We start from the raw sequence: 24,097 nt of genomic DNA on the forward strand, positions 1-24,097 counted from the left end.
TACGAGGTAGAGCCAGACTTGGCAGGTGAAACCGTCGTCCTTTGGTGGGGTTTATTTGACAACGAGCTATACGTTGAGTTTAGCGATCGCCGCTACGGGCCATTTTACCCGGTTGATGGGCCCATCCCACTACATCGCTATCGCAAACACAAGAAAACTAAAACCGAAGAAAGGGCAGATAAAATTGCCGATTTGGCTAAAAAGTTGGGCTTGCCACGGACAGCCTTAGACAAAAACGCGGACTTACAATTTCTAGTAGATAAGTACAAGGAACTTACGCCAACTGCCACACCTTTTAACGACCCCGACCCATATCAAGAATTTACTTATCCCACTGTATTGTTTGCGAAGAGGGCGATTTCGGATTATCTAGCTAAACCTTTAGCGAAATTGTCTACCGAACAGTTGGCATTTATTGATGCACTGCTAGCTGAAACTTTGACTAAAAAAGTGATTATTGAACGAGTACGGCAATATTTCCACTCACATAAAGGAGGGGAACAAAATGCTCACTGAGGTTATGGAACATTTTCGCTTAGTTCGGGAGTTCTCCAAGTCTGGGTACTATGAGACGGAACATCAAAAGCAAATGTTTAAGGACATTAAAGTCGCAATCCATTCAGGGAAGTTGGTTGCTATCACGGGAATTATCGGGTGTGGCAAAACAACGACTTTACGACGTTTGTTTGAAGTTTTAGAAAAAGAAGGCAAGATTTTAGTCTCGAAATCCCTTTCTGTTGATAAAGACCGAGCGACCCTACCAACACTGATTGCTGCCTTATTTTACGATTTATCAACAGATAAAGAAATTAAAATCCCTGTACTTGGAGAAAAACGGGAACGGGAACTACGCGACCTAATTAGAAAAGGTAAAAAGCCCGTTGCACTGTTTGTGGATGAAGCGCACGACCTTCACTACAGTACTTTGACGGGACTCAAACGTTTAATTGAAGTAGTTGAAGACGGTGGTGGCACACTTTCGGTAGTGTTGGCTGGCCATCCTAAGCTAAAAAATGATTTGCGCCGTCCAACTATGGAAGAAATCGGTTATCGGGCAACGGTCTTCTCCTTGGAGGGTATTGTTGGTAGCCAACGAGAATATATTGAATGGTTGGTATCTAAATGCATCACTGAAGATACTCAAATAAGTGACATATTGTCGGTGGAAGCCATTGATTTACTCGCCATGCGCTTGAGGACACCACTACAAATCGAGCAACATTTGACACTTGCTTTTGAGGCAGCGTACCTCTTTGGGGAAAAACCTGTTACCACGGCGATTGTTGAGTCCGTTTTATCTAAGCAAATTGACGATTTGGAACCCACCCTAACCCGGCATGGCTACGATGTAAGGGGCTTGGCGGAACAGTTCAATGCCAAACCGGCTGAAATTAAATTACTGTTTCGCGGGCAACTTGACCCAGCGCGTTCGCGTGAATTACAGGAACAAATGCTGGCGGCGGGACTGCCACTTTGAGCGGATTGAAAATGCAATAAAAATGGAAGTATTTTGTTCGTATTTATAGTTGCAAATAATCCTGGTTGAAACCGATGATTGCAGGTTGGTTGCAGTTAATCCTGGCTCAGTTGCAATTAATCCTGGTTGAAGTGTAATTATAGTTGCAAATAATCCTGGTTTGGAAATGCGTTGATTGCAGGTTTGAGTGATTAGTATTGCAGGTTATTACACCTACCGATTGAATTTCTTCCTTATAAACAAAGGTGCGAACATCCAAACTGATAGAGGTGGGTCTAAATTTGTGGATTTGTTTAACAGCCTTAGCGTTACCAATAACTCTTCTGATAGCCTGACAAACATGGTTAGCTTTCAATCCAGTCGCTTCACGCACAGGCTTATAAACCAAATGGTGAAGCTTAGTAGTATTCCAGCAATTCTCACGTTTTGCTACTTCCAAAATCTGATTACAAGCATCAGCAAACCCCTCCATTGTGCGGTCGATTTCGCCGACAAAGTTAGATGGGACTATAAGCTTGCATTTAACAGATATGGATTGAGTCATAATAGTATTGTAACTCATCCACTTAAATTATTAATGACAACTCGCTCACCCCGCGCATTGTCTGAACGTAGTTCAAAGTTATTTGGGGATGAAGCTCATTGCCGTTCCTCCATTCTTCTCACCGCCAACTGTTCCAGTGTGGCGGGAGTCTCCTGGAGGTTTAGATGAGTACTCAAATTTTCGTCAACTTATATCTTGCACCTCTGAGGATAAACCACTAATAGGCAAATAGGAGTGTAAAAAAAGTGGCTTCAACAGCGAGCAAGTGTTTAAGTAGACAAAATAAATTTATATAACCAAACAAAGGGTGAGATTACGTAAATTACTAAGGAGCAAGCGATCGCTAACTTGAAAGAGTAGATGGATTTGCACTTAATAGCAGAAATATGAGAAAAAGGGCGTGAAAAGCATATATCAAAGCAAGAAAAATGGTTTTAATTCTTGCCCACGCCCAAAAGCTAGTCTACACTCTGCTGTCGTTGATGCCCTCTAGATATCAGCAACAGAACTTAGAAGCAATGTTGGGATTGTTCCTACAGGCACAAGGACATCCTTTACCTGAACACTCCCAAAGTAAGTCTGCCAGTGCATTAAGCCGATTTCTGAATATTTATCATTGGTCAACCCGTAGTGTAATTCGTACTACGCGCGCTCGTATTCTTGAGGAGATTTTGTCCTACTGCCCAAAAGGACGCAAACCTTGTCTGCAAGTCATCATTGACCTGACAACTTTAGAAAAATGCGGCAAATTTCCGCAATTTAAAGATTTAATCCCTGTCTACAACGGAAAACGAGGCTTGCATTTGGTTGTGGTGTATTTGGTTGTTGGTCAGTGGAGAATTCCCTGGAGTTTTCGTGTATGGAGGGGAAAAGGTACTTCCTCTCCTGCACAGTTGGGATTAAAGCAGATTTTCTGTTTGCCGAAAAAGTTAACCCAGCACTTCCAGGTGATGATTCTCGTAGATACTGCATTCGGCAGTGTGGAATTTCTACATGCTGTGCGAAAGCTGAAGTATCACGTCATTGTTGGTATCGCAAGGACGCGGCAATTAACTTCGGGATACAGCGTTTCTCAACTACATAAACGCGGACAACACCTGCGCCTGAAAGGTTTAAAGTTTCCTGTTTATGTGTCTTGGTATTATTTTAAACGTGATGATGGTAAGTACGAAAAACGATTTGTTGTTTCCACCAAAGCTCTTAAAGCCAGCACTATTTCTTGGTGGGGTAAACGCCGATGGCTTTCTAGTGGGCTGGTTTAAAACTGCCAAGCATCGTTTTGGCTTACACCGCTTTGGGCAAGGAACACTTTTAGGTGTTTACCGTTGGTTGATACTGTCTTTAATCTCCTATATCTTGGCCCATTGGGCTTACTTATCTACAACCAGAGCATCAACAAGTTTACCCAATTGGGGACAAGCCGCTGAAATTGCATTCCAAACTATCTTTCCACAATTATTGCTGTTATTTCTTTTACAAGATATTGAACGCCTGAGAAACTTGGCACTTAGTCAGGGAATTGACATCCAAGTTTCCAGGTGCAAGATATGAGTCAACCTACCCGTCAAAGATCTCCAGCAATCGATCGAGTTTTTCACAAAACTTGGCTTTCAGTTCAACCCCCAATTTACCGATGAAACGGCCACCTGCATGATTGTGTCCGAAACCATCTTTGTGATGCTTTTGACGCATGAGAAATTCAAAACATTCACGCCAAACCCGATTTGCGATGCCACAAAAAGTACCGAAGTGTTGACGTGCTTATCAGTTGAGAGCCGAGAAAAAGTGGATCAGCTGGTTCGTGAAGCCGTTGCTGCTGGTGGCACAACCTACAACGAACCTCAAGACCACGGATTTATGTACGCGCATGGATTTCAGGATTTAGATGGTCACATTTGGGAACTAATTTATATGGAACCCGAAGCAACCCATCCAGTTGAGGCCCAAAGGGAAGGAGCAGGAGTTTGAACCACAACAGAACAACCAGTGGAACACAAAGAAAGCGAACTCATCGAAACATTAGCACACCCATTCATACAAGAAGATGAAAGATATTTGCACATCACTGAGGTTGATTCTTGACATCCTCTCCCGCTAACAAAAGCGGTGTAGCGGGAGATTCCCAAAACTCACGATTTGGGTTTCTGTTTCTTTCCATTACTGGATTTTCGCAACTGCCCTTTAGACTTATGCCTATCAGGTCTTATGTTCGCTCCACAGACTGCAACGGTGTGTCCCACCGCCAAGATATTCCGGCTGGCGTTGATATCACGGTCGTGGTGTGTTCCGCAGTTTGGACAATCCCACTCTCTGATACTCAACGGCAATTTATCAACGATATGTCCGCAGCTACCACAGCGTTTAGAACTGGGAAACCATCGGTCAATCTTCACCAAGGTTCGACCGTACCACTTGGCTTTATATTCCAGTTGCCTCACCATCTCGCCCCATGCAGCATCACTAATAACACGGGCAAGTTTGGGATTTTTGACCATGTTTTTAACTGCCAAATCCTCAACTACTATCGTTTGGTTTTCACGAATCAGTCGGATTGTCAGTTTATGCAGATGGTCTTTACGTCCGTCAGAAATTTTAGCTTGAATCCGAGCAACTTTGAGTCTAGCTTTATCACGATTGCGAGAAGTTTTTTGTTTGCGACTCAAAGACTTTTGGACTTTCCTCAACTTTTGATAGTGCTTGTCAAACGCTTTTGGATTCGCAATCTTTTCACCCGTACTCAGGGTGACAAGGCTACTAATGCCAACATCCAAGCCTACAGCACTATCAACTGGTTGCATGGCTTGGTCGGTCAGATCGTCAATCCGCAAACTAACAAACCAGCGTCCAGAAGGTTCAAGTCTAACTGTGATGGTGCTAGGTTCACATCCTTCGGGAAGCTGCCTAGACCATTTAATTGGCAAACTTTGAGAGCATTTAGCCAAGTAAACCTGTCCATCTTTCCACCGGAAAGCAGACTTGGTAAATTCCGCGCTGCCACCACTTTGCTTCTTTTTGAAGTTGGGGTATCTTGCTCTACCAGCAAAAAAGTTAGTGAAAGCCGTTTGCAGATGTCTCAGACCTTGTTGCAGTGGTACACAGCTAACCTCATTCAGAAATTGGAGATCATCAAGTTTTTTCCAAGAAGTCAACATAGCAGAAGACTGAACATAATCAACTTTCTGCTGTCTCTCGTACCAAGCCTCGGTTCGGGAAGCCAAAGCTTTGTTGAAAACCAACCGCACACAACCAATTGTCCGGCGCAATATCTGTTCTTGCTCGGTGGTTGGGTAAAAACGGTAGCGGTAGGCTTTTTCCATACCTCACATTTTACCATTAAATTTGTGAAATACGTACAACCCCCCATGCACCAAAGTTTAATTACTCACTCGTCGTTCACCCCGTCGCCTAATGTCGCAAAGCGACAATTCGTCTCAGGGGTGAAACTTCTCGCTCGTCCCCATTCCTCTCGCCGCCAAACTGCGTTGTGGCGGGAGTCTCCTGGGGGTGTTAGATGAAACTCTATGAATTTGCTCCCACACGATCAATTCGGGTTCGTTGGGTTCTCCAGGAACTTGGGGTGGAATTTGAAGCAATCTCTATCAACATGCGGGCAGGTGAACACCGTACACCCGATTTTCTCACCATTAATCCCACTGGCAAGCTCCCTGTGCTCGTCGATGGCGAACATATCATCACTGAATCCGTAGCCATTGCTTTGTACCTCGGTGAGAAGTACCCAGAATCTAACTTGGTACCTACAGACTTGCTTCTGCGAGCACAGCTTTATCGTTGGCTCCTCTTTACTGCCACCGAATTGGAACAGCCGCTATGGCGTATCGCTCGCCACACGTTTATATACCCAGAACAGTTGAGATTGCCTGCTGAAATACCTCTCGCTCGGCAAGACTTCACCAGTATGGCTGTCGTTTTAGAGAACCATCTGTTGGATCGGCAGTTTGTAGTGGGTGAACACGTCACAGTGGCTGATTTTGTGCTTGCTTACACACTGGATTGGGCGAACGAAGTTCAGCTACTCGCCACTTTCCCCACGCTGGTGGACTACATGGAACGAATGTACAAACGACCAAAGGCATCTGGGCGAATCGCAGCTGCACTTGCAAGTCTCAATCAGACCTCACAATGATTCGCGATCTGATCAGCCGTTTGGGTATCAGCCAGAGTGAAGTCTGGTAGATATTGTTTTACAGAGACATCCAGGACATCCAGGTTAATTTTTCCAGCTTCTACGAATTGCAGCGCTGCGATCGCTTCTAGACGCAATCATTGTCTAGCAAAAGCCAAGTCACTTCAACGATATCATCAAAGCTGTCAATCTCCTGAACAGTCTTCTTCATCTACCCAATCTTCATCCCAGAGAAGTTCATTGTAAACCTTAGTTGCTTGAGATATTTTTAGGTTGTGAGCTGCTGTCACACAATTTCTTGGTTGCCAGCCAATGAGGGCATATCTTCCATGTAAATGTCTGACAGCATCTTTGCAGTCATTAATTACTGGAATATCTTCTTTGATGTATTTCCGCAATTGGACTCCTAAACGAATTGCCTCCATTTCATAATTTTGAAAGTAGGGTTCTTCAACATCAGGTGTAGAAATCAGCAATGCTCTCACCCAGGCATGATTTTTATAGATAGCCTTCGCTACAACTAAATTGACTTGTTTTGGTGTCCAGTTGCTCCTTTGTAAAAAGTTATCTATTGCTGATTCATCATCTAAATCTATATCTACGTTAGATTCTGAAAGTATTTCCGAGATATCTGTATTTTCTAGGAACAGTTCGTACCATTCTTGAAATGTTTCGGGACTAAATAGTTTTCGCGCTTCTTCAAATGAAATTTTCTCCCATCCAGCATCTGTAACTATTTCGTTACCAGTCTTTGCAATGAACAGATTTTCTTCTACCATCCAAGGGAAGGATTTTTTCTGATGTTTTCTCTTTCGTTTACCCATTGAGCCATTGCAATGTCTATCGCCTTGCCGCCTAAACGTCTACGCACTCAACTTTAATGCTATCGTCGATTATTTGGTAGGCTTCTTTACCAAAGAGCAACTCCTGTTTGTGACAGTACGTACACCACAGGAGTAATGTATTCTTTTTTACCTATGCTTAACAGGAGTATCACCCACAAAAATCATCCACCCGGATATCCCGCCAAATGTCAGAAATCTGCCAACCAGAGTTGCCAACAGACTGTACTGGAGGATTGTCAAGGAATGGAATATAGTCAGGTTCTCTTGGAAGAAGAATTGCTGCTGGTTGCTCATCAACTACAGGGGCTGAAGAATTGACGGTATCAGCTTGAAGATTTTGGTCTTCAGCGTGTTGGATTTCCATCATTTTCTTCAGAGTCAGCTTGTCGGATTTTTTGATGATCTTCATATCTATCTATTAAAAGTTTTCATTCACTGCTCCCCAAAGGCATCGGCTGAAAATCTGGATGACAGCAAAGTTGTGAGAAATTGGGTGTTAATAATTGCACGGAATAAACAAGATACAGCAAATCTATAGAAAATACGAGTCCCTTGCTGAGGAATTTATCAATTAGATACAAATTTCTTTTTCGCGCAGATGCCACAATATTTTACACAGATGTTTTGGGCACTCGCTAGCCTCATAAAAACCATTAATTCTCAAAATCAAACTGGCATATATCAGTTCAGTAGGAACTATTCAGTTTCACATCTATGTTTGTATTACCTAACCTGCACACTTGCCAAGTTACAAACGTACTTGTTGAGAATGCAAGCACCTTTGTATATATGAGTAGAAGAAATAGAAAAATAACTTTTTAGGTAAAAAACTGCTTTAACAGAAATGTATAGCCAAAAATTAGTTGCCTACTGAATACTTATGCCTACAGCGAGTTTAAAGATACGAGAAACTCTTCCTGAATTAAACGGTCGATATGTTCTGCCACTTGATGAGCTATATCTTCACCGTGAACTAGTAGTCCCATTTCCATATTTAATGTCAGAGCGTACTCAGTGAGGTTAGCACTGGAAATAAACAAGTGCTTTCTATCAGCGATCGCACATTTAACGTGTAAGGAACCATACCTTCCTTCTGAATCTGTAAGCCGCTTATTTCGTGGCCAAATAAAAATGTGTGCTTGTTGGGCAATTTCCAGTCCCAATGCTGCACTGACTCCAAAAGGTATTTTACCCTTGCTAGATTCGGGGGTTTCAGCAATAATTCGCACAGTGACTTCTCGTTTCATTGCTGTTAATAATGCTTTTGCAATCTCTGGAATCTTATAAACAGCAAAACTGACAAGAATTATTTCCCGTTGTGCTTCGTGAATTAATTGTAGTAACACTTGTTCTGTTCTGCGAAGTGGTATTCCCTCACTTGTGGGGCCAGTCCAAACTAACTCAACAGACAACTCATTCTTTGCTGCCACCTCACAGTAAATTGCTGTGGCTAATGCAGACGCGATCGCACTACTGTCCAAATAAATAGCTTCCCGACACCAAGTTTCTAACAATTCCCCTACTAGTCGGCGAAAATTAGTATTGGGCAGTTGTTTCAAGATTGATGCTTTCAACGCAAAATCACAATATCTTGCTGGAGTAGCTATCAACAAATTAATTACAGCATCTAAAACAGGAGATGGAAGTTGTTTGGCACAGGTACGAATTTGAGCCAATAAAAGCGGTGGTAAAAAGCTCACGTTTTCTCCTCTCTTAAGAACGCTAAGTCTGCGGATAGTACAGTGGGAATAAGTACCGCGCGATCCAGATACTTATTGCCGCGTTCACAGGAGGTTTCTGGGCTAAACAGACAAGCATGGCAAGCTGCCCAATGTAGTGATGTAGCTCCTTTAAAGGGAGTATGTTCTGCACACAAGGGATCAGAAGCACATAACCGCATTTGTTCTAAAGCTTGGTCTATATGGTATCCAAGTATTTTAGGCTCTCCCAAACTGACTAAACCACCCAAGGTACCTTCACTATCAGGCGCGGCGGTATAAATTAGTATGCCTGCCATTGGGCCGCCTTCTTCTTCTGGTCGTTTGGAGTAAATTCGCTCCTTTAAACTGGCAGCATTGTAACCACACTCAAGGGCCATTTGCCGCATCAGGGCGTGAGCAAAGGAGTGTAGTAAAATGTACCGTACACCGGGAAATTTAACTTTGTCTGGATCGAGAGAACGAACATTACACCACTTTTTATGAGCATCGAATGCTTGACGCTCATAATCTCGCAACAGTTGATTTTGCTCCCATTGATGAAGTGTCGTTTCTTTGAACTGGATAAAGATACCCTCGCCTTTGACTTCACTTGCCGGTACCCATTTAGGTTTGCTGCGACTCAATGGAACCCGATGCTCTGTGAGAATTTCTCCAGAGTCGATAAAATCACCTGGGGATTGAATGCGTGTAAAGCCAATTAAGGCACGAACTTCTCGCAATCTTTCTACCAACACCACCTGCGAAAAGTAATTTTTATACCCAGATGGTGGGTTTACAGTCCGCAGTTGAAAATCTGGGGTATTAAGATTTTGGTCTGCTGCTGAGAAAATTTGCCATTCAGGTGTTTTCAAGTCCCTGACGCTTTCATCATCAAAATTGTTTTGCTGCTGAAGTTGTTTTTGTTCAACTAGCGACCAAATTTTGTCTGTTGTGTATTTAGATAATTCCTGAAGTTGCCCCATAGCGAAGAAAGCTTGCAGCACAGCATCTAAGGCACTAAAGTTACTCGCTTTTCCCAAAATAGTCCAGTTTTGATTGACCAACTGCTCTAATTGATTGGAGGTGATGGGAATTGATAAGGCTGAGAGTGTAATTGGAAACCAACTATTGGATGCTCCCAACAAGATGGTTTTCATCTGTTCGTCGCAGCTATCATCGAAGTTACGTAGATGCGGGTGACGAGCGCGACAACGCGGCATATTTTTTTTGCCTAATTCACCAAAAGCATCGGATAATCGACGTTCGGTGTTGCAGCCATTGCATTTGACTACAATATCTGTAGGTGAACCAGATACACCGTATTCCTCCAGCCTGAGTGATCCCTTGCAGGCTGTATTACCACGATGGACAAAATATAACCAAGGAAAGTCATCTAAATGTCCGCGTTCGCAGGAAACGAGGAACCGCGATGGTATTGCTGTTGGGTCTTTCTTTTGACTTTTGGGACAGTTTAGATGAACGTAACGGATTTGATCTGGACGAGAATAATTTTCTTTTTTAAGTTGGAAATAAGGATATAAAGGGGCTAGCAACCGACATCTCGGACATACCATCCATCCAGGAAAGGGAGCGACGGGAATTCCTATTCTGGCATATTCGTCAAAAGGACTAGATGAAGAGGCATCTTCAGCAGGTATTGGAGGTGCAAGTAGTTTTTTAACTTGTTGACCCAATTCACGACGAATGGCTGCAAGGAGACGCTGTTCCCCTAATTCAACTACTCCCTGTTGGGTGTTCCAGTCCTCCAAACCCATAACCATAACTGAAAGGTTTGGCAAGTCGAGTACAGCACCTACACCGAAGGAAAATAAAATCTGGCTGGGTCGCAGTTCGCCTACTCTGTATTTATAGTTAGATTGGCTCATTTTGGGGAATTGATTGAGAATTGGGGATTGGGCATTGGGAATTGGGAATTGGGAATTGTGGACTATTAAACTGTATTTTTTACATATTCCCCATTCCCTCTTCTTTCATTGCTTGAGGTAAGCGACTAAAGTCATCATCAGGTACTTGATCTTGAAAAATTAACCCTACTGTCGGTTCGACGTTTCGCAGGGAGTTCAAACAAGTAAATTCTTGCCAAATTCCTTGACCTGCTGATTCTAATAGTTCAATGGTTAAACCATCACGCTTGTCTGTCTGATATTTGAGAGTACCGCCTCCAATCAAGTTTTGTGCTTTACTCAACCAAATATCTAATTTGGCTTCCAGTGCTTGTTTAACGAGTTTTTGGGCTTCTGTACCCGCAACTAAATTAGCGCGATCGCAAATTGTATTAATGGCAGATTGTATATAAGGATGGTTGCGTTCAATTCGTCCTGCTTGGTTGTTACCGTTAAATTCTCTACCCGCCAACCGCACCAGTGATATAAATAACGCGGCTAAACCCCTGTCAATCGCACGGGGCGCAAAGGGAGTTAAAGATAGCGCTTCTACGTGTTGATAAAATGTAGCGTGGTAATGCTCAAATCTTTCGTAGTGGGATAAATCTCTAGGACGCGCCCAATTATAAACTGTAAATACGATACCAGGAAATGTCCGCCCGACACGGCTGGTAGCTTGAATATACTCGGCGGTATTTTTGGGCTGACCTGTAACAGCCATCACACCCAGGCGTTTCACGTCTACACCCACGGAAATCATATTAGTAGCAAGTAAAACATCGAGCGGTTCAAGCTGATCGACTTTTTCCCCAGCTTTGCGTTTGGCTTTGATTTGTGCTTCTCGCACTGGATCGAAGGATGTTTCTAGCCTATCTAGAACTACAGGAATATCTGTAGAATCCTTACGGGATGTAAGTTCCTCCAAGTTAATCCGCAGACGCTTTGCTAGTCCCCGACTATCCATTTTCCCAAGGCGGATGCGAATATCATCATCCACTAAGCGTCGCATACCCCCTAATTCCCGCATAGAATTGAAGTAACCGACCAACGTCATCCAGGGGTCAGCACGATTTCCGTATTGTTTGTTTTCATACAAATCTTGAGAAGCAGCAAGAATAGCAACATAAACTCGAATTAATGCAGCTTTTAGCCGTCGCCCTGTGGCACAAATACCGACATAGCGCCGCCCTGGATTAGTCTCATTTGGTTTCCTCTGGCGTGAGAAGAAATTATCCTCTACATCTAAGCCCTGGGGTGGAAAAACCTGTACTTTCCGCAGAAATAGGTTATGCATCTGAGTTTCTGCTTGACGTATTGTTGCAGTAGAAGCTATGACTTTGGGGCGAACCTTTTTACCATCGACTTCCCAAGAGGAGAGTTGATCTACTGCGGTTTCATAAAGTCCTACTAACGTACCGAGGGGGCCACTAATCAAGTGCAACTCATCTTGGATGATTAAGTCAGGTGGGCGTAGGGGGTTGCTGTGAATTGTTTTAGCACCGGGTAAATACGCAGTTTTTTTATGTGAATTAGTATCTTCAATATCTGATGTCCGAAAACCATGCCGTTCACAGTAACCATCTACTTGCCCAAATAGCATTTGAATTTCCCCTTTCCAAGGCATTTGGGCAAATTTATCTACGGTAGCAATCAACAGCGTGGGTAAACGACGGTAGATTTCTTCGTCAACTACAAGGATGGGTAAACCTTCAGTTGAAGATTGTTTTTTACTAAACAGACAACGCCCCAAAGAGTCGCCGCAGTAAATTAGAGTACGGGCGCGACCTTTACTAAAAGATTCGACTTCAATGTTTTTACCTGGATCGATTTTAGAACCACACCACGGGCAATTTGTGAGTTGGTGAGGGGAACCGCTAGCACTTTGCTGGTACTGCCCTCGCGCTTGTTTGCAAAATTCTTCGCTTTGGTCGGTGTGGTTGGGGGTAGTGCGCTGACCTACCCACAACCCAATACGGAATGGTTCTTTTCCCCATTTAGTTGGGTTGTCTCTACGAATAGATTCGCAAGCACAAATTAAGGTAGTAGCACGTTGAAATTGTTGTAGGGTAAGCAGGCGTAGGGTGTAGCGCATGAGGACTGCAACGCCATATTCTCCAGAACGTCCCGCAATTACCCCTTGTAACCTCCGCAAGCCGATGGTGTAAGCGGTTAATCCCAGGTAAGCTTCAGTTTTACCACCACCAGTGGGGAACCAGAGTAAGTCTGCAACAGCATCGGTTTCGTGACTCCGATCGCAATGGTGTAAGTCGGTTATGCTGGGTAAGTTCAACAAAATAAAGGCTAATTGGAAGGGAAACCAAGTAGGATTAGGGATTTTGTCTAATTCTGGCGCTTTGCCTTGGCGTGCTTCTTCTGAGTAAATAGAACGAAGACGCTGCAAGTGCATGGCTTGATTCATAAATCGGAAAGCTTCGGCTGCTTCAGGGTTGGTTTGCAGCAGCGTTAAACCTGACTGAATGCGTTGAAGAGTGCGATCGCAATTTTTAATTGCATCCTCAGCTACATCTTGGTAATCTGTCAATCCTTCATTAGGATTAGAAATCCGTTGTGCTTGTTCTTTAATCCAGGTTTCGTAAGCTGTTACCAAAGGATTTAGCTTACTGATAAAATCTGCGGTTGGAGTTTGTGCAAGTTCTTTCATATCCAAAACCAATCCCGCCAATTCAGGAATTTCATCTGCTTGAGGTGGAGAGGTTTTGGGAACTTCGTAGACAGGTACAACGTTGGTAGATAATTTAACAGCACATTCTGTAGTATTTTGTGCTGTTTCGGCATGGACGCTTACCCCATGACCAATGGCGAACTCTACCTGTTTACGATAAAGCATTGCCATTGCTTTTTCTTCAGCATAAATCACCGGGTCAAGCTTACCAGCCTGACGCGGTTTGTGTCGCTTTAGAAAAATATCAAGATGTTGAGAATCTGCTGATTGTACGCTTAATTCTGGTTGAAATAACCACGATTCATCACGTAATTTTGCGGGTTCTTTTTGCCCATTAATTAAAAACAAGCTAACAATCCAATCCCCGTTACTTTGTTGGCGAATTTTGCCTTGTACTTGCACCTGGGGATATTCTGAATGCACCGTCCATTTAGGAATTTCTCCTTCGATTAGAGGAATAGGAGGTGAATTTCCTAGAATTTGTTGGCGCTTCCACACCATTTTTGGTGTATCATCTTTTTTGGTAATAGTTTCGCTTTTAGTGCGTTTATATTGTCCCCAACCTGCATTAATTTGCAATATTTTGGCTGCACCACTAACGCAAAAAGTCATCCCAAAAGATGAGGGAAACATCGTTTCAGCAGGTGGTACACTAACCTCAGTTGTGCCTTCCTCGACAGTACCTTTACCAACTACAGCCAATTCATCAAGAAGTTCTGGTTGTTGATAGTCAACTTCTCTAAATAATTCGTCTTGCACTTCGTCAGCCACAACCGATTTATTTACAGTCTCAGCAGTGATGCGGCGTTGTTGCGGTGCAAGTAACCCTACAAGATAGCGATCGCTTACACTATCCTCATCTACTTCTTCTTCCTCACCACCCGCAGGCCCAAGTAAATCTGCCAGTACTGCTTTTTCTAATTCATCACGGATTTTATAAGGTGTGGGTAACTGCGATTCCAGAATTTTACTAGTTTCATCTGCTTTTACTTCTAGCTTTTCCTCAACAACCGGATCAATCGCAAGTATAAATTTCTCTTCTAATAATTGACCTTCATTTGTTGAAGGTATAAATTGCGTTTCTAATAGTTTTCTCTGTTCCCAAAGTTGAGGAGTTACTTTAGTTTCTAGCGGCTTTTTCTTAGAACGCGATTTTTTAACTTTCGGCTTCTGCTTGTTAAAGAAATTGATGATATCAGTGGCAATTTTCTCTGCAATATCTCCATTTATCAAGCAATCAGCATCTTCTACTTGATCGATTCCGTCCAGCAAAACCACAAGCTGAGATTCTGGTGCAGACACAACCGCACTCCAATCAAGCTGAATTTGATGTTCCCGCAGTTGTTTATTGATATTTAGTAAATCTAATTCACCTGGAAGTACAGAAGGAAGCTTAATAATTTCCATATTGCTGATAAAAGTATATATATTTAGCCTAAATTATGCGTGTAAACTTCTTTCTTACTCCCTTATCCTTGGGGGAGAAGGGTTGGGGATGAGGGCAAATTTCGCAATTCAGCAATGCCATTTTTCTTTCTTATTCCCTATTACCCAGATTCCACAATTGAAAATCAAATTTTTCCAAGAGGAGAGAAGAGTTGCTTGCAGGAACAATAACCAACAATGCCCGCATAGCGCGAGTCATACCAACAAACAAAGTCCGGCGATCGCGTGCTAAAATTTCTGTAATTTCATCCTCCGGTGTACCTTTGGGAATTGTTGGATAGGTTGCATCCAAAAATCCGGCGATCGCTACAATGGGAAATTCTAACCCTTTCGCAGCTTTAAGCGTAATAACTTTAACACCTTGTTTATTTAAGTCCAAGTCTTTGCTAGACATGAAATGCGCTTCTAAACCTAAGTATGAAAGTTGACCAGCTATTTTTGTACCAGCATTTTCTGTCGGCACAATTACGGCACAAGCGTTAATACCCAACCGAAATTCACGGGCAGCACTTTTGCAAAATCGTACCAGTAATTCTGCTTCATCCCCTGGATTATTTACGGCACGGACAGCCGGTGGTGGGCCATTGTGGATATAGTCTCTAGTTGGAGAACGAGAAATTTCTCCGATTCCCAATTCCCAATTCCCCATTTCCTCATCATCTAAAATCGAATTTGCCAAGTAAGATATTGCAGCTTCGTTAATTTCGCGGGTGGTGCGGTGATTAACGCGCAGTACTCCTGTGCGTCCGACAAATTTCAAGTCTTGGCTAACGTCACTCCATCGGAAGCTACTACCATATATGGATTGATTGGCATCGGCGGTAATAAACAGGCGGTTAGGGTGACGGCAGACTTGAGTCAAAATACGTAAAGTATTGGGGTCTAAATCTTGGGCTTCGTCAATTACCACTGCATCATAAATCGGCGGGTTATCCATCTCCCGTAATGTTTCTAAGGCACGGGTACGGACTTGCTGCCAAGTTTCGAGTTCTTGTTTTTCTAGCAGCTGGTAAAATTGTTGACGCAAGTGCCAGATTGCTTGACGTTGCGTTTTGTTAAGGGAAATTGCCCTACCGCTTCGTGGCGTTGCTTGATATGCTTCGAGAGTTTTGATTTCGCGTGCTTCGATAACTGTAGCAATTTCATCGATGAGATAATCGATACTCAGACGTTTTAACGTTTGTTCTTGCGCTTGACGTTGTAGTAAATTGCCTTCTAGAGAATCAATTGCGTAGATTAGCGCTTGCTTAATGGTTTTTCGCAGGACATCACCAGAAGCAATATTGGGTTTTCCGGTACTTTGGGAAATGACTGACGCAATTATTGTATCGGCAGTTTTGACATTAACATACTGTATATCTTTGCCTAACAGACTTGCTAAAAGTTGTTGAGAAAACGCAACCAGTGCATTTGTATAGGTTGTAAATAGGATTTTAGGTTTTTCGATTCCGTTGGCTTGGAGGATTTCTACCAACGCACGAACACGGTAAAGTGCAACGGTACTTTTTCCTGTACCGGGGCCACCTTTTAGCAGTGTAGGGCCAGAAGCGTTGATTGCCCAACTGACGAACTTTTCTTGTTCGGGATTGAGTTTGAGTAAAAATCCCAGCAACTCACCTTCAGTGAAGCGCAATAAATCATCAGTGCTACCCGTAACAAAGCTGGGTTGGTTCAGAACTTGGTCAAAATTGGGTTCAGCGATACAATCAAAAATGCGTTCGATAATCGACTCCGTAGGAGTATCGCACCACTTACCTGGTAAATTGACTGCCATTAAATCATCTAATGTCCGACACGCGGTTAATGTTGTCCAATATTCTTCCGGTAGTCGCAACCGATGAAGCAAATCTTCGGTAATTTTCACGGGTAGCGGGCTTTCTGTGTTGGAGGTATCAGGCAAAACCAAGTTTGGGGTATAAGTTGGTTTTACAGCCAGTAATGCTTCTACATCTGGCAGAGTGCTGATATCAATATTGGTTGTTTCCGCAACTAGCTTATCGCCTTTGTATACATCTTTACGGGCATCTACACCCAGCAACGCTACCCATTGATCGCCAAAAGTATAAATTATGCGATAGTCGCCTGAACGCAAGCGATACACATCACCCTTATAGCCATGTAATTTTTTCTTTAAATTACCGAAGAAAGGCAGAGGGCAGGAGGCAGAAGGCAGAAGGAAGAAAATGCAATTTTTGCCCTCAGCAAGCGTGGGTTTAAAGCCCCTAAATTTATTTATGAACAAATGTAAAAAGATTTTTTTGAGACGCAAGGCGCGAGAAAAAAGGTGTCCTTATTGAAACCCCTCAATTTATTTATGGGGTTTCCCTTCTGCCCTCTGCCCTCTGCCTTCTGCCTTTTCATCGTGAGGTTTGGGATCATCCCGCAATACTTCGATTTTTTCTAAAATTTGCACTACGTACTCTTTAGGAATAGCCAAGAGTTGGTTAGTGAAGGTAGGTTTATGGATGATCTCGAAAGTCATTGTGCATAAGTATTTATACGTATAAAATATAAGTGTGTTTAAACACTATTAAAAATTATACTCCATCTTCAATGAGGAATGGGAAATTGGTAATGGGTAATGAGATAAAAAATCTTTTTATCTGCTTTCTGCAAATGATTTAAATGCCAGCAAGTTAAAGTTTTACTCATTTTTAAAATGTAATATTTAGTTGATAACTATAGTAATTTATTATTATAAAATTTTTATTTATTAGCCAGAAAATTATAAAATTGTAGTGGATAAAATTTGGGTATAATTAGTGCCATTTGACAATGTTTGTAAAATATTAGCAGAGAAATATCCAACGGATTTTGCCCGATGGCTGCTACCTGATGAACCGCGACAAATCAAAGTATTAAAGACTGAATTAAGCATCGAACCAATTCGAGCAGATTCTGTTACATTTTTACAAACAGAGAATCGGATTTTACATTTGGAATTTCAGACAGGAGCAAAATCTGATACTCCCATTCCCTTACGAATGTTGGATTATTTTGTTAGATTAGTGCGAAAATATGATGTTCCAATAACGCAAGTAGTGATTTTCTTACAAGAGACAAGTAACGAAATCGCTTTTACTGAAGAATATGTAAATGAGATGACACATCACCGCTATCGTGTTGTCAGAATGTGGGAACAAGATTCGGCGTTATTTCTGGATAATCCTGCATTATTACCGTTAGCACCTTTAACACAGACAGATTCACCCCAAAGGTTATTATCGCAGGTTGCCCAAAGTGTTGCTAGAATCTCAGATAGGGAAACTCGGCAGAATATCGCCGCTTACACAGAGATATTAGCAGGTTTGAAGTTTGAGAAGGATTTAATTCAGCAATTTTTAGGAGAGGAAATTATGCAAGAATCTGTAATTTATCAGGATATTTTGCAGAAGGGGAAACAACAAGAAGCGTTTTCATTTTGTTTGCGGTTACTCAATCAACGTTTTGGGGAGCTTAATTCATTCATAATTGAGAGAGTTCAAGTTTTATCTGTTGAGAAGCTCGAAGCTTTAGGTGCTGCATTGTTCAACATTTCAGAAGTATCTGATTTAGTTACTTGGTTAGATCAGCAGGAAAGTAATTAGTTTTAGGTTTTGATAAACTATAAAGTCGGAGGTAAAAACTCCGGTCTTTTATATGGTGATTGTTCATAATTATTAAAGTAAATTTAACTTAATTCATATTTTTACAACAATAGGCTATTTATTTTATAGTAAAAATGTACTATATTGATATCCAATCAATTATGGAGTGAGGATTTTATGCAAGAGTCAGTCAATGATGAAGATATTTTATATCCAGGTGTATATCATTTATTTAATTGTTTAGTTCGTAGTCGTTTTTGTGATATTGATGAACTTGAGGAAGAAATACCTGGAATATCCGAACGCATTCGCGGATTGAATCTGCAACAGTTAGAAGGTTTTGCAATAGCTTTTATGGAATTTAATGATGCAATTGATTTAAAGGTTTGGTTAGATGAATATGAACATGAAAGGGATTGGGAAAATCGGTTTGTAAAAAAGGTATTTAATTGGTGAAAGAGGATTCATCTTCCATATTCTCAACCTAAAACAAACTCAACTGCCCATTATCATTATCTTGCTTTTTAGATTCCGCTTGCGCCTTCTTCTTACCTCCAGATTTACCTTTTTTCTTGCCTTTATCATGTAAACCCTGTGCTACCTCTTCAGCATAGCGTTGGTGATTTAATTCTAATAATCTATCTAGTACTTCTCGCCGTGCAGTTTCGCTGATGGTGAAGCGTAAGCCTTGTTTGGTTTGGTGGAAACCATGAGATAATTCTAAATCTTGCCAACCGTAAGCAGCAGCTACAGCATTATCCATTTCTATGTGCAATTCGCGCAATTGTTGAATATCGGCGGCGGTTTCGTCGGGGTTGTGGAAGCGGTTGTAGGTTTTGGTTAATCCTTCTTGGCGTGTTTGCATGATATTTTGGCGATGGTTGTAGTAGCGATCGCCTATTTCTTCTAGGTTTGCGGTTGATGTGGGGAAAGGGAAGGTTTCAAAGCAGTCTGAGGGAGAATAATTCAGTCGTGTTTCAAGACTTGATGAATATTGTCTAGCCCAACATTCATGAATTGTAGATTGCAATATTGCATATTCATACCAATTATTTAAAGAAAAAACACAACATCTATGAGCATAAACCCATCCTGTAGGGCAGAATGCAGGTGCAAAATATTGAGTTACTATACATAGGACTAATACTCGTTTTTGGTTTGCGATCGCATTTTCTAAACCAACTGCATAATCTCCATAAATCCACCAACGTTCTGAACGAGCTTTACGTTTATTTTGAATTCGCTCAGGTTTAACCCTTTCCTCAACTATTGATAAAGCATTAGGATACTTTGATGCTTCCTCAAAAGACCAGTTCCGAAAATTAACTATCCATCGACTTGGTGACTGGTCTGGTCTAGAATTTACATCTTCACCAACTAGGTAAGGAAATAAAACATCTGTGTTATTATAATTTTTATCAATTAATGTTTGAGCTTCTTCTTCAGAAATGACAAATCCTATCCCATAAACATTATGACCTTTAAATGCTTTACTTTGATTAGCCACTAACTTATGAGGATTTCCTAGCGCTTTCCCTGGATTTGTCAAAAACGCTGTAATTCCATCAACAACCTTATCATCTAAAACAAACTCACCCAACCAATTATTTTGTCGCAACCACACATAAGCAACTTCTAAATTAGCAATACCCGACCATTTTCTACTCGGTACAGCACGAGTAATTACACATTTATCAGCAACTAATTGGTCTAATCCTACTTCTCGCGTATCACCCTGCGCTATCGTATTCGTAGCAATTAAACCAAATCCACCATTTACATTTAATAACTGCTTGGCGTGTAAGAAAAAGTAAGCACAAAGGTCAGCACTACCACGTTTATTATTCGCAATCCATTTAACAATAAAATCTCGATAATCCGTACCCAAAGCATCCGATATTTTTCCCCCACCCATAAACGGCGGATTTCCCACGATCGCATCAAATCCAACCCTCACCCCCGTCCCCTCTCCCTCTGGGCGAGGGGTGACTTTACTCCCTTTACTCTCTTTACTCCCTCTCCCCGTGGGAGAGGGCTGGGGTGAGGGCAAAAACACCTCTGGAAATTCCAACTCCCAATGAAAAGGACGCAACTTTTCAAAATCAGGTAAAGCCTTACCCATCCCATCAGGAATATCTGCACCATCCCGAAAAGTAGTTAACAAAGTCTTCCTTAAACCTTCCCTTTCCTTCTCCGACCAATCATTAAAATAACTCCCAACCAATAAATCGCAACCTCTGCGTAAATCAAAACTTCTCGCATTCGCTTCCGTCAATAAATACACCTTGCGATTTTGGTCTTCCCTCGTCAACACCGGAAGCGATGCAATCTCTCGCCGTAACTCAATCACCTTATCAACTTCCCGCCGAATCTCCTCAGCAAATAATTCCGGTGTCCCAGTTGTGTCTAAATTCCAATAACGCAACTGTTCCAAACTCACCCCAATCAGCGAATCCCCACACTTCAGGGCATGATCCACAAAGGTAAACGGACGATTCTTTTGCAACGTTATCAACCACAGCGATAACTTTGCCATTTCCACCGCCAAGGGGTTTTTATCCACCCCATACAAACACCTGTCCGCAATTATCCGCCGCGCCACCATCAACCGTTCATCCGCATCCTTGGGAATTACACACTCCTCTGGACGCGATTTAGATAAAGTTCCCTCCGGTGCAGTCACCACCTTCCCCGGATTCGCCTTTTCCGCATTTTCCCACGCTTCCACCAACCGTTCCGCCAAATAGCGACAAGTCTGCACCAAAAACGCCCCCGAACCCATCGCCATATCGCAGATTTTCAATTTTAATAATTCTGCTGCTGACTTGAGTTTCCACTGTTCCTTCGGCTTCCCCTCAGCCACACCCTCATACACCAACGGTTCCAAGGTGTACTGCACAATTTCTTCCGTCAAACTGCGCGGCGTGTAGTGTGTCCCCGTCTCCCGGCGATCGCTTCCCTGCGTCACATACACGCTTCCCGTAGGAATCACCACCGGATAACCTAAAGTATCTAATCTGACTAACCCAGCAAAAGGCAACACGCGGTTAAATAATTCCTGGTCATTATTACACGCCGTCAACAAACGTTGTTCTTCATACGCCGTCAACTCTTGCTTTAAAGCCTTCTGCAAAGCAGACTGCGATCGCCCAGCCTCCGCTTTCAGAAATTTAATTAATTCCCCATCCCCAATTCCCTCCAACCTCTCCAAAGAAACTTCTGGTTCCTGATACCGCGTTCCCATCAACCCCAAAACAGGCGCAATTGCCCTTACTGCTGTATGGTCGAGTAAACCTTCATAAACATGACCAATTTGTTCAATATCCAATGCCCGGAAAGATAGCCTACGTGGTTCTACAGTACCAGCCACCTTAACTTGTAATATTTGTAAAGCTTCCAATAGGTGCAGCACAATCCGGTTATTCACTGGAATCGGGTCGGCAGAAATTTCTTCCCAGCGTGTCCCGGACATTCGACCTTCTAAAAATGGGAACCTGTCAGGGTCAAATAAACTACCACCATAGGCGGGAAGCTGCAAAGTATCATGCTGAACACCGCCATAAACTGCCCGAAATGTCGCCAACAGCCGACACCAAGCATCATAACGCCGTTCTAATACTTCCTCACCTTCTTTATCAGCCCGTTGCTGCAACTGTTCCCGCAGGGTGGAAACAGCATAATACTGGTCGTAAAGGGGGTCGCCCAGTAGCAACAAACCCCGTTCCTCCGCCGAAAACAAAAACACCAGCCGCATCATCACCGTCAACGCAGCTTCGTAAAGGTCTGTTTCAGAAATACCTTCAAGGAGAGTGCGGTTTCTATCTTGGTCGATGCGGTCTAACGCCTCTACCAACACTTCCACCGCCTTGCGGACTTGATAGCCAAGTTGGTCGGTAACTTCTTGCTGGTCGGTAACACTTGCTTGCAGCAAAGCCTCCAAGCTTTCCGAGTCATCTACCCCAAAAAAGCGCTGTACACCCAGCAAACTCCGAAATGCCCGCAGTGTGATGTGTTCTTCCAGCCACAGCGCCCCATACCAGGAAATAAAACCAGTCGTTTCCCCCCGTGGGGCGTTTACCAGCAGCCAATGTTCTCCATTCGTCACCAATCCCAACCGCACATTACAAGCGTGCAGCAACTCCATCATCCGCGTCGCTGGACTTGCTTTCCAACGGCGGTCTTTAAGGGGTTTTTCTAAATTCTGCTGAGGCGATACAATCTGCACTAATAAGCGAGGTTTGTTCCCATCCGGTTCAACTACCACCCAGTCGGGACGCAAAGTTTCACCCTGTTCAGCAATTGTGGCAACTAGCCCCGTGAGAATGCGTTGACCTGTTAATAAAACTTCATCCGGCAATTCTAAAGTCTGCCGCAGCACAAAATCTACCCATGCCCGATGAATTGCTGGTTCAGGTTTTGCCCCTAATTGATTATCTTGCCATTCTTCGTATGCTAATCGTAACAGCTTTAAGTGTTCTGGATCGTGGGCATCTAAGCCATTAGGAAATACTTTGAGGAGTACAGGTAGACTGAGAAAGGGGCCAGAAGCTTCAACTAGCGATAACCATTCGGCGTGGTGACGGGCTGTAGACATGGGAATTGGGAATGGGGAATGGGGGATGGGGGATGGGCTGATGTTTTGAAAGTTAAAATTTAGCTAATAGAGATTTATTGTTTAGGTAAGAAAATAGAATAATTCAAAAAATTAACACACCAATCATTGAAACTTTCCCATAAGTCATCATCATCTTCTAAATACACAATAATATAATTTGCTTTTGATATTTTTAATCTTTTTATCATTTCTTCTGGTGTGATAACTTCGTAGTCTTCCATACTAGCGCAACAAAAACAATCTCCCGGTTCAGGGATTTCAAAAGCTTCATCGGTAGCAGGTAAATCCACTCCTGGGTTTTTTACAGTTCCTGGATAACCTCTATCTTCCCATTCTTGTGCTGTTGAAATTGATGACGAGAAAGTTACGTATGTGCATTGACAAGCTTCGTAAGCAACAGCCATTAAAGCTAAATCCCGATCTTCTGTTTCAACATAAACAGGAAGATAAGCTAAATTCTCATCTTCATCCGCTTCTAAAAAATCTTCATTTTCTTCATCGTCTCCATTTTCATAATCATATTCGGAGTAAAATTCTTGTCCTGTCTTGTAAGGTACTAAAACAATAAGTCCATTTTTGCTCATGTTTTTATTCTTTTTAAGATTATGTGTTAGGAACTTGAGATGAACTATTAATAAATATTTATCTAGTTAAAAAATCTCAGGGATATTCAATTAACAATGGCCCTTCAGGAATAAAGCGAGAATTATAACAAGACTTTTTACCTAAACCTTTCAAAGAGCCAATTTTTCTAGGAGAAGTTAGTGGTTTCAAATCTTGCACTTCCCAAAAACTAGCCCAAGTCGGCTTATCAGTAGCAGTAGATGGCGGACGAAATTGAGCTTTACCTGGATATCTGCCATTGCGAGAATTGACATGACCAATGTACAAACCATGCCAAGATGCTTCTGAGTCTAAAGGTTGATCTGCATCTGAATGGGAAGCATAAATTAATACTTCCACACTTTTATCTCCCCGCAACTCATCAACTTTACGAAATAGCTCAAAATCCATACTTCCGAAAGCTGTTTTAACCGTTTCATCACTTAATTCATGCTCTAAGTTAGCTATTGTCTCCATCGCTGAAAGCAAGTGCATTTCTGGAACAGGTGCAAGCATTGCAAACGAATGTGTTTTAACCATATTTCCACA

At 42.4% G+C, this 24,097-nt stretch carries 17 protein-coding genes and 2 pseudogenes; 7 read left to right on the forward strand and 12 right to left on the reverse strand.

The features are described from left to right. Positions 1-516, forward strand: a pseudogene (locus tag TOL9009_RS37965) (IS481 family transposase); the annotation flags it as partial. Further along, complete coding sequence (locus TOL9009_RS0104095; RefSeq protein ID WP_029631376.1) at positions 506-1,477, forward strand: ExeA family protein; 972 nt, start codon at positions 506-508, stop codon at positions 1,475-1,477. The pseudogene TOL9009_RS37965 and the gene TOL9009_RS0104095, both read left to right, overlap by 11 nt. A gap of 106 nt (positions 1,478-1,583) precedes the next feature. On the opposite strand, the gene TOL9009_RS0104100 is transcribed toward TOL9009_RS0104095, so the two are convergent. Continuing rightward, on the reverse strand, positions 1,584-2,039 hold the full coding sequence (locus TOL9009_RS0104100; RefSeq protein ID WP_029631378.1) for a hypothetical protein: 456 nt from the start codon (positions 2,037-2,039) through the stop codon (positions 1,584-1,586). 410 nt (positions 2,040-2,449) lie between these two features. Between TOL9009_RS0104100 and TOL9009_RS0104105 the strand changes: the two are divergent. Then, a pseudogene (locus tag TOL9009_RS0104105) lies at positions 2,450-3,521 on the forward strand (transposase); the annotation flags it as partial. 84 nt (positions 3,522-3,605) lie between these two features. Further along, positions 3,606-3,989 (forward strand): VOC family protein, encoded by a 384-nt coding sequence (locus tag TOL9009_RS45095; RefSeq protein ID WP_144238145.1) that lies wholly within the window; start codon positions 3,606-3,608, stop codon positions 3,987-3,989. Positions 3,990-4,150: 161 nt separating this feature from the next. Here the strand turns inward: TOL9009_RS45095 and TOL9009_RS0104125 are convergent, their stop codons facing one another. Continuing rightward, positions 4,151-5,338 (reverse strand): RNA-guided endonuclease InsQ/TnpB family protein, encoded by a 1,188-nt coding sequence (locus TOL9009_RS0104125; RefSeq protein WP_029631384.1) that lies wholly within the window; start codon positions 5,336-5,338, stop codon positions 4,151-4,153. A gap of 194 nt (positions 5,339-5,532) precedes the next feature. On the opposite strand from TOL9009_RS0104125, the gene TOL9009_RS0104130 reads away from it, so the two are divergent. After that, positions 5,533-6,165, forward strand: a complete 633-nt coding sequence (locus TOL9009_RS0104130) for a glutathione S-transferase family protein (RefSeq protein ID WP_029631386.1) — start codon at positions 5,533-5,535, stop codon at positions 6,163-6,165. Between the two features lie 185 nt (positions 6,166-6,350). Here TOL9009_RS0104130 and TOL9009_RS0104140 read toward each other — a convergent pair whose 3' ends face one another. The 7 genes from TOL9009_RS0104140 to TOL9009_RS46850 all read right to left on the reverse strand — a co-directional run bounded on the left by TOL9009_RS0104140 (position 6,351) and on the right by TOL9009_RS46850 (position 17,225). Next, complete coding sequence (locus TOL9009_RS0104140; protein WP_029631388.1) at positions 6,351-6,989, reverse strand: hypothetical protein; 639 nt, start codon at positions 6,987-6,989, stop codon at positions 6,351-6,353. A gap of 169 nt (positions 6,990-7,158) precedes the next feature. Beyond that, the gene (locus TOL9009_RS0104145) at positions 7,159-7,419 is read right to left on the reverse strand and encodes a hypothetical protein (protein ID WP_029631390.1); all 261 of its coding nucleotides are present in this window, start codon (positions 7,417-7,419) and stop codon (positions 7,159-7,161) included. Between the two features lie 475 nt (positions 7,420-7,894). Continuing rightward, positions 7,895-8,710: a DISARM system phospholipase D-like protein DrmC gene (gene drmC / locus TOL9009_RS37970; RefSeq protein ID WP_051502786.1), complete on the reverse strand. Its 816-nt coding sequence runs from the start codon at positions 8,708-8,710 to the stop codon at positions 7,895-7,897. Further along, positions 8,707-10,596, reverse strand: coding sequence for a DUF1998 domain-containing protein (gene drmB / locus TOL9009_RS0104155; protein WP_029631392.1), 1,890 nt, complete (start codon positions 10,594-10,596; stop codon positions 8,707-8,709). The genes drmC and drmB overlap by 4 nt, the downstream gene beginning before the upstream one ends. A gap of 79 nt (positions 10,597-10,675) precedes the next feature. Next, on the reverse strand, positions 10,676-14,704 hold the full coding sequence (gene drmA, locus TOL9009_RS0104160; protein ID WP_029631394.1) for a DISARM system helicase DrmA: 4,029 nt from the start codon (positions 14,702-14,704) through the stop codon (positions 10,676-10,678). A gap of 130 nt (positions 14,705-14,834) precedes the next feature. Next, positions 14,835-16,835 (reverse strand): UvrD-helicase domain-containing protein, encoded by a 2,001-nt coding sequence (locus TOL9009_RS37975; RefSeq protein ID WP_242055189.1) that lies wholly within the window; start codon positions 16,833-16,835, stop codon positions 14,835-14,837. Positions 16,836-17,051: 216 nt separating this feature from the next. Next, positions 17,052-17,225, reverse strand: a complete 174-nt coding sequence (locus TOL9009_RS46850; RefSeq protein WP_186227471.1) for a type II toxin-antitoxin system RelE family toxin — start codon at positions 17,223-17,225, stop codon at positions 17,052-17,054. Positions 17,226-17,505: 280 nt separating this feature from the next. On the opposite strand from TOL9009_RS46850, the gene TOL9009_RS0104170 reads away from it, so the two are divergent. Together TOL9009_RS0104170 and TOL9009_RS0104175 are read left to right on the forward strand one after the other, a co-directional pair. Next, positions 17,506-18,330: a DUF4351 domain-containing protein gene (locus TOL9009_RS0104170; RefSeq protein ID WP_029631396.1), complete on the forward strand. Its 825-nt coding sequence runs from the start codon at positions 17,506-17,508 to the stop codon at positions 18,328-18,330. 177 nt (positions 18,331-18,507) lie between these two features. Next, a complete protein-coding gene (locus TOL9009_RS0104175) occupies positions 18,508-18,786 on the forward strand; it encodes a DUF4351 domain-containing protein (RefSeq protein ID WP_029631398.1) in 279 nt (92 codons plus the stop codon). 28 nt (positions 18,787-18,814) lie between these two features. Here TOL9009_RS0104175 and TOL9009_RS0104180 read toward each other — a convergent pair whose 3' ends face one another. From TOL9009_RS0104180 to TOL9009_RS0104190, 3 genes are all read right to left on the reverse strand, one after another. Next, entirely contained in the window at positions 18,815-22,924 is a 4,110-nt protein-coding gene (locus tag TOL9009_RS0104180; protein WP_029631400.1) for an Eco57I restriction-modification methylase domain-containing protein, read from the reverse strand. Between the two features lie 74 nt (positions 22,925-22,998). Next, positions 22,999-23,529 carry a hypothetical protein gene (locus TOL9009_RS0104185; RefSeq protein ID WP_029631402.1) on the reverse strand — a complete coding sequence of 177 codons (531 nt, stop codon included), beginning with the start codon at positions 23,527-23,529 and terminating at the stop codon, positions 22,999-23,001. A 76-nt stretch (positions 23,530-23,605) separates the two neighbouring features. Then, positions 23,606-24,088 (reverse strand): hypothetical protein, encoded by a 483-nt coding sequence (locus tag TOL9009_RS0104190; protein ID WP_029631404.1) that lies wholly within the window; start codon positions 24,086-24,088, stop codon positions 23,606-23,608. Positions 24,089-24,097: the final 9 nt, after the last annotated feature.

Source organism: [Scytonema hofmanni] UTEX 2349 (assembly GCF_000582685.1).
GTDB lineage: Bacteria > Cyanobacteriota > Cyanobacteriia > Cyanobacteriales > Nostocaceae > Hassallia > Hassallia hofmanni.

What these genes read in the sequence shown, in the direction of transcription:
- TOL9009_RS0104095 (WP_029631376.1), top strand. Translation starts at nt 506, where the DNA reads ATGCTCACTGAGGTTATGGAACATTTTCGCTTAGTTCGGGAGTTCTCC.
- TOL9009_RS0104100 (WP_029631378.1), bottom strand. Translation starts at nt 2,039, where the DNA reads ATGAGTTACAATACTATTATGACTCAATCCATATCTGTTAAATGCAAG.
- TOL9009_RS0104125 (WP_029631384.1), bottom strand. Translation starts at nt 5,338, where the DNA reads ATGGAAAAAGCCTACCGCTACCGTTTTTACCCAACCACCGAGCAAGAA.
- TOL9009_RS0104130 (WP_029631386.1), top strand. Translation starts at nt 5,533, where the DNA reads ATGAAACTCTATGAATTTGCTCCCACACGATCAATTCGGGTTCGTTGG.
- TOL9009_RS0104140 (WP_029631388.1), bottom strand. Translation starts at nt 6,989, where the DNA reads ATGGGTAAACGAAAGAGAAAACATCAGAAAAAATCCTTCCCTTGGATG.
- TOL9009_RS0104145 (WP_029631390.1), bottom strand. Translation starts at nt 7,419, where the DNA reads ATGAAGATCATCAAAAAATCCGACAAGCTGACTCTGAAGAAAATGATG.
- drmB (WP_029631392.1), bottom strand. Translation starts at nt 10,596, where the DNA reads ATGAGCCAATCTAACTATAAATACAGAGTAGGCGAACTGCGACCCAGC.
- drmA (WP_029631394.1), bottom strand. Translation starts at nt 14,704, where the DNA reads ATGGAAATTATTAAGCTTCCTTCTGTACTTCCAGGTGAATTAGATTTA.
- TOL9009_RS46850 (WP_186227471.1), bottom strand. Translation starts at nt 17,225, where the DNA reads ATGACTTTCGAGATCATCCATAAACCTACCTTCACTAACCAACTCTTG.
- TOL9009_RS0104175 (WP_029631398.1), top strand. Translation starts at nt 18,508, where the DNA reads ATGCAAGAGTCAGTCAATGATGAAGATATTTTATATCCAGGTGTATAT.
- TOL9009_RS0104180 (WP_029631400.1), bottom strand. Translation starts at nt 22,924, where the DNA reads ATGTCTACAGCCCGTCACCACGCCGAATGGTTATCGCTAGTTGAAGCT.
- TOL9009_RS0104185 (WP_029631402.1), bottom strand. Translation starts at nt 23,529, where the DNA reads ATGAGCAAAAATGGACTTATTGTTTTAGTACCTTACAAGACAGGACAA.
- TOL9009_RS0104190 (WP_029631404.1), bottom strand. Translation starts at nt 24,088, where the DNA reads ATGGTTAAAACACATTCGTTTGCAATGCTTGCACCTGTTCCAGAAATG.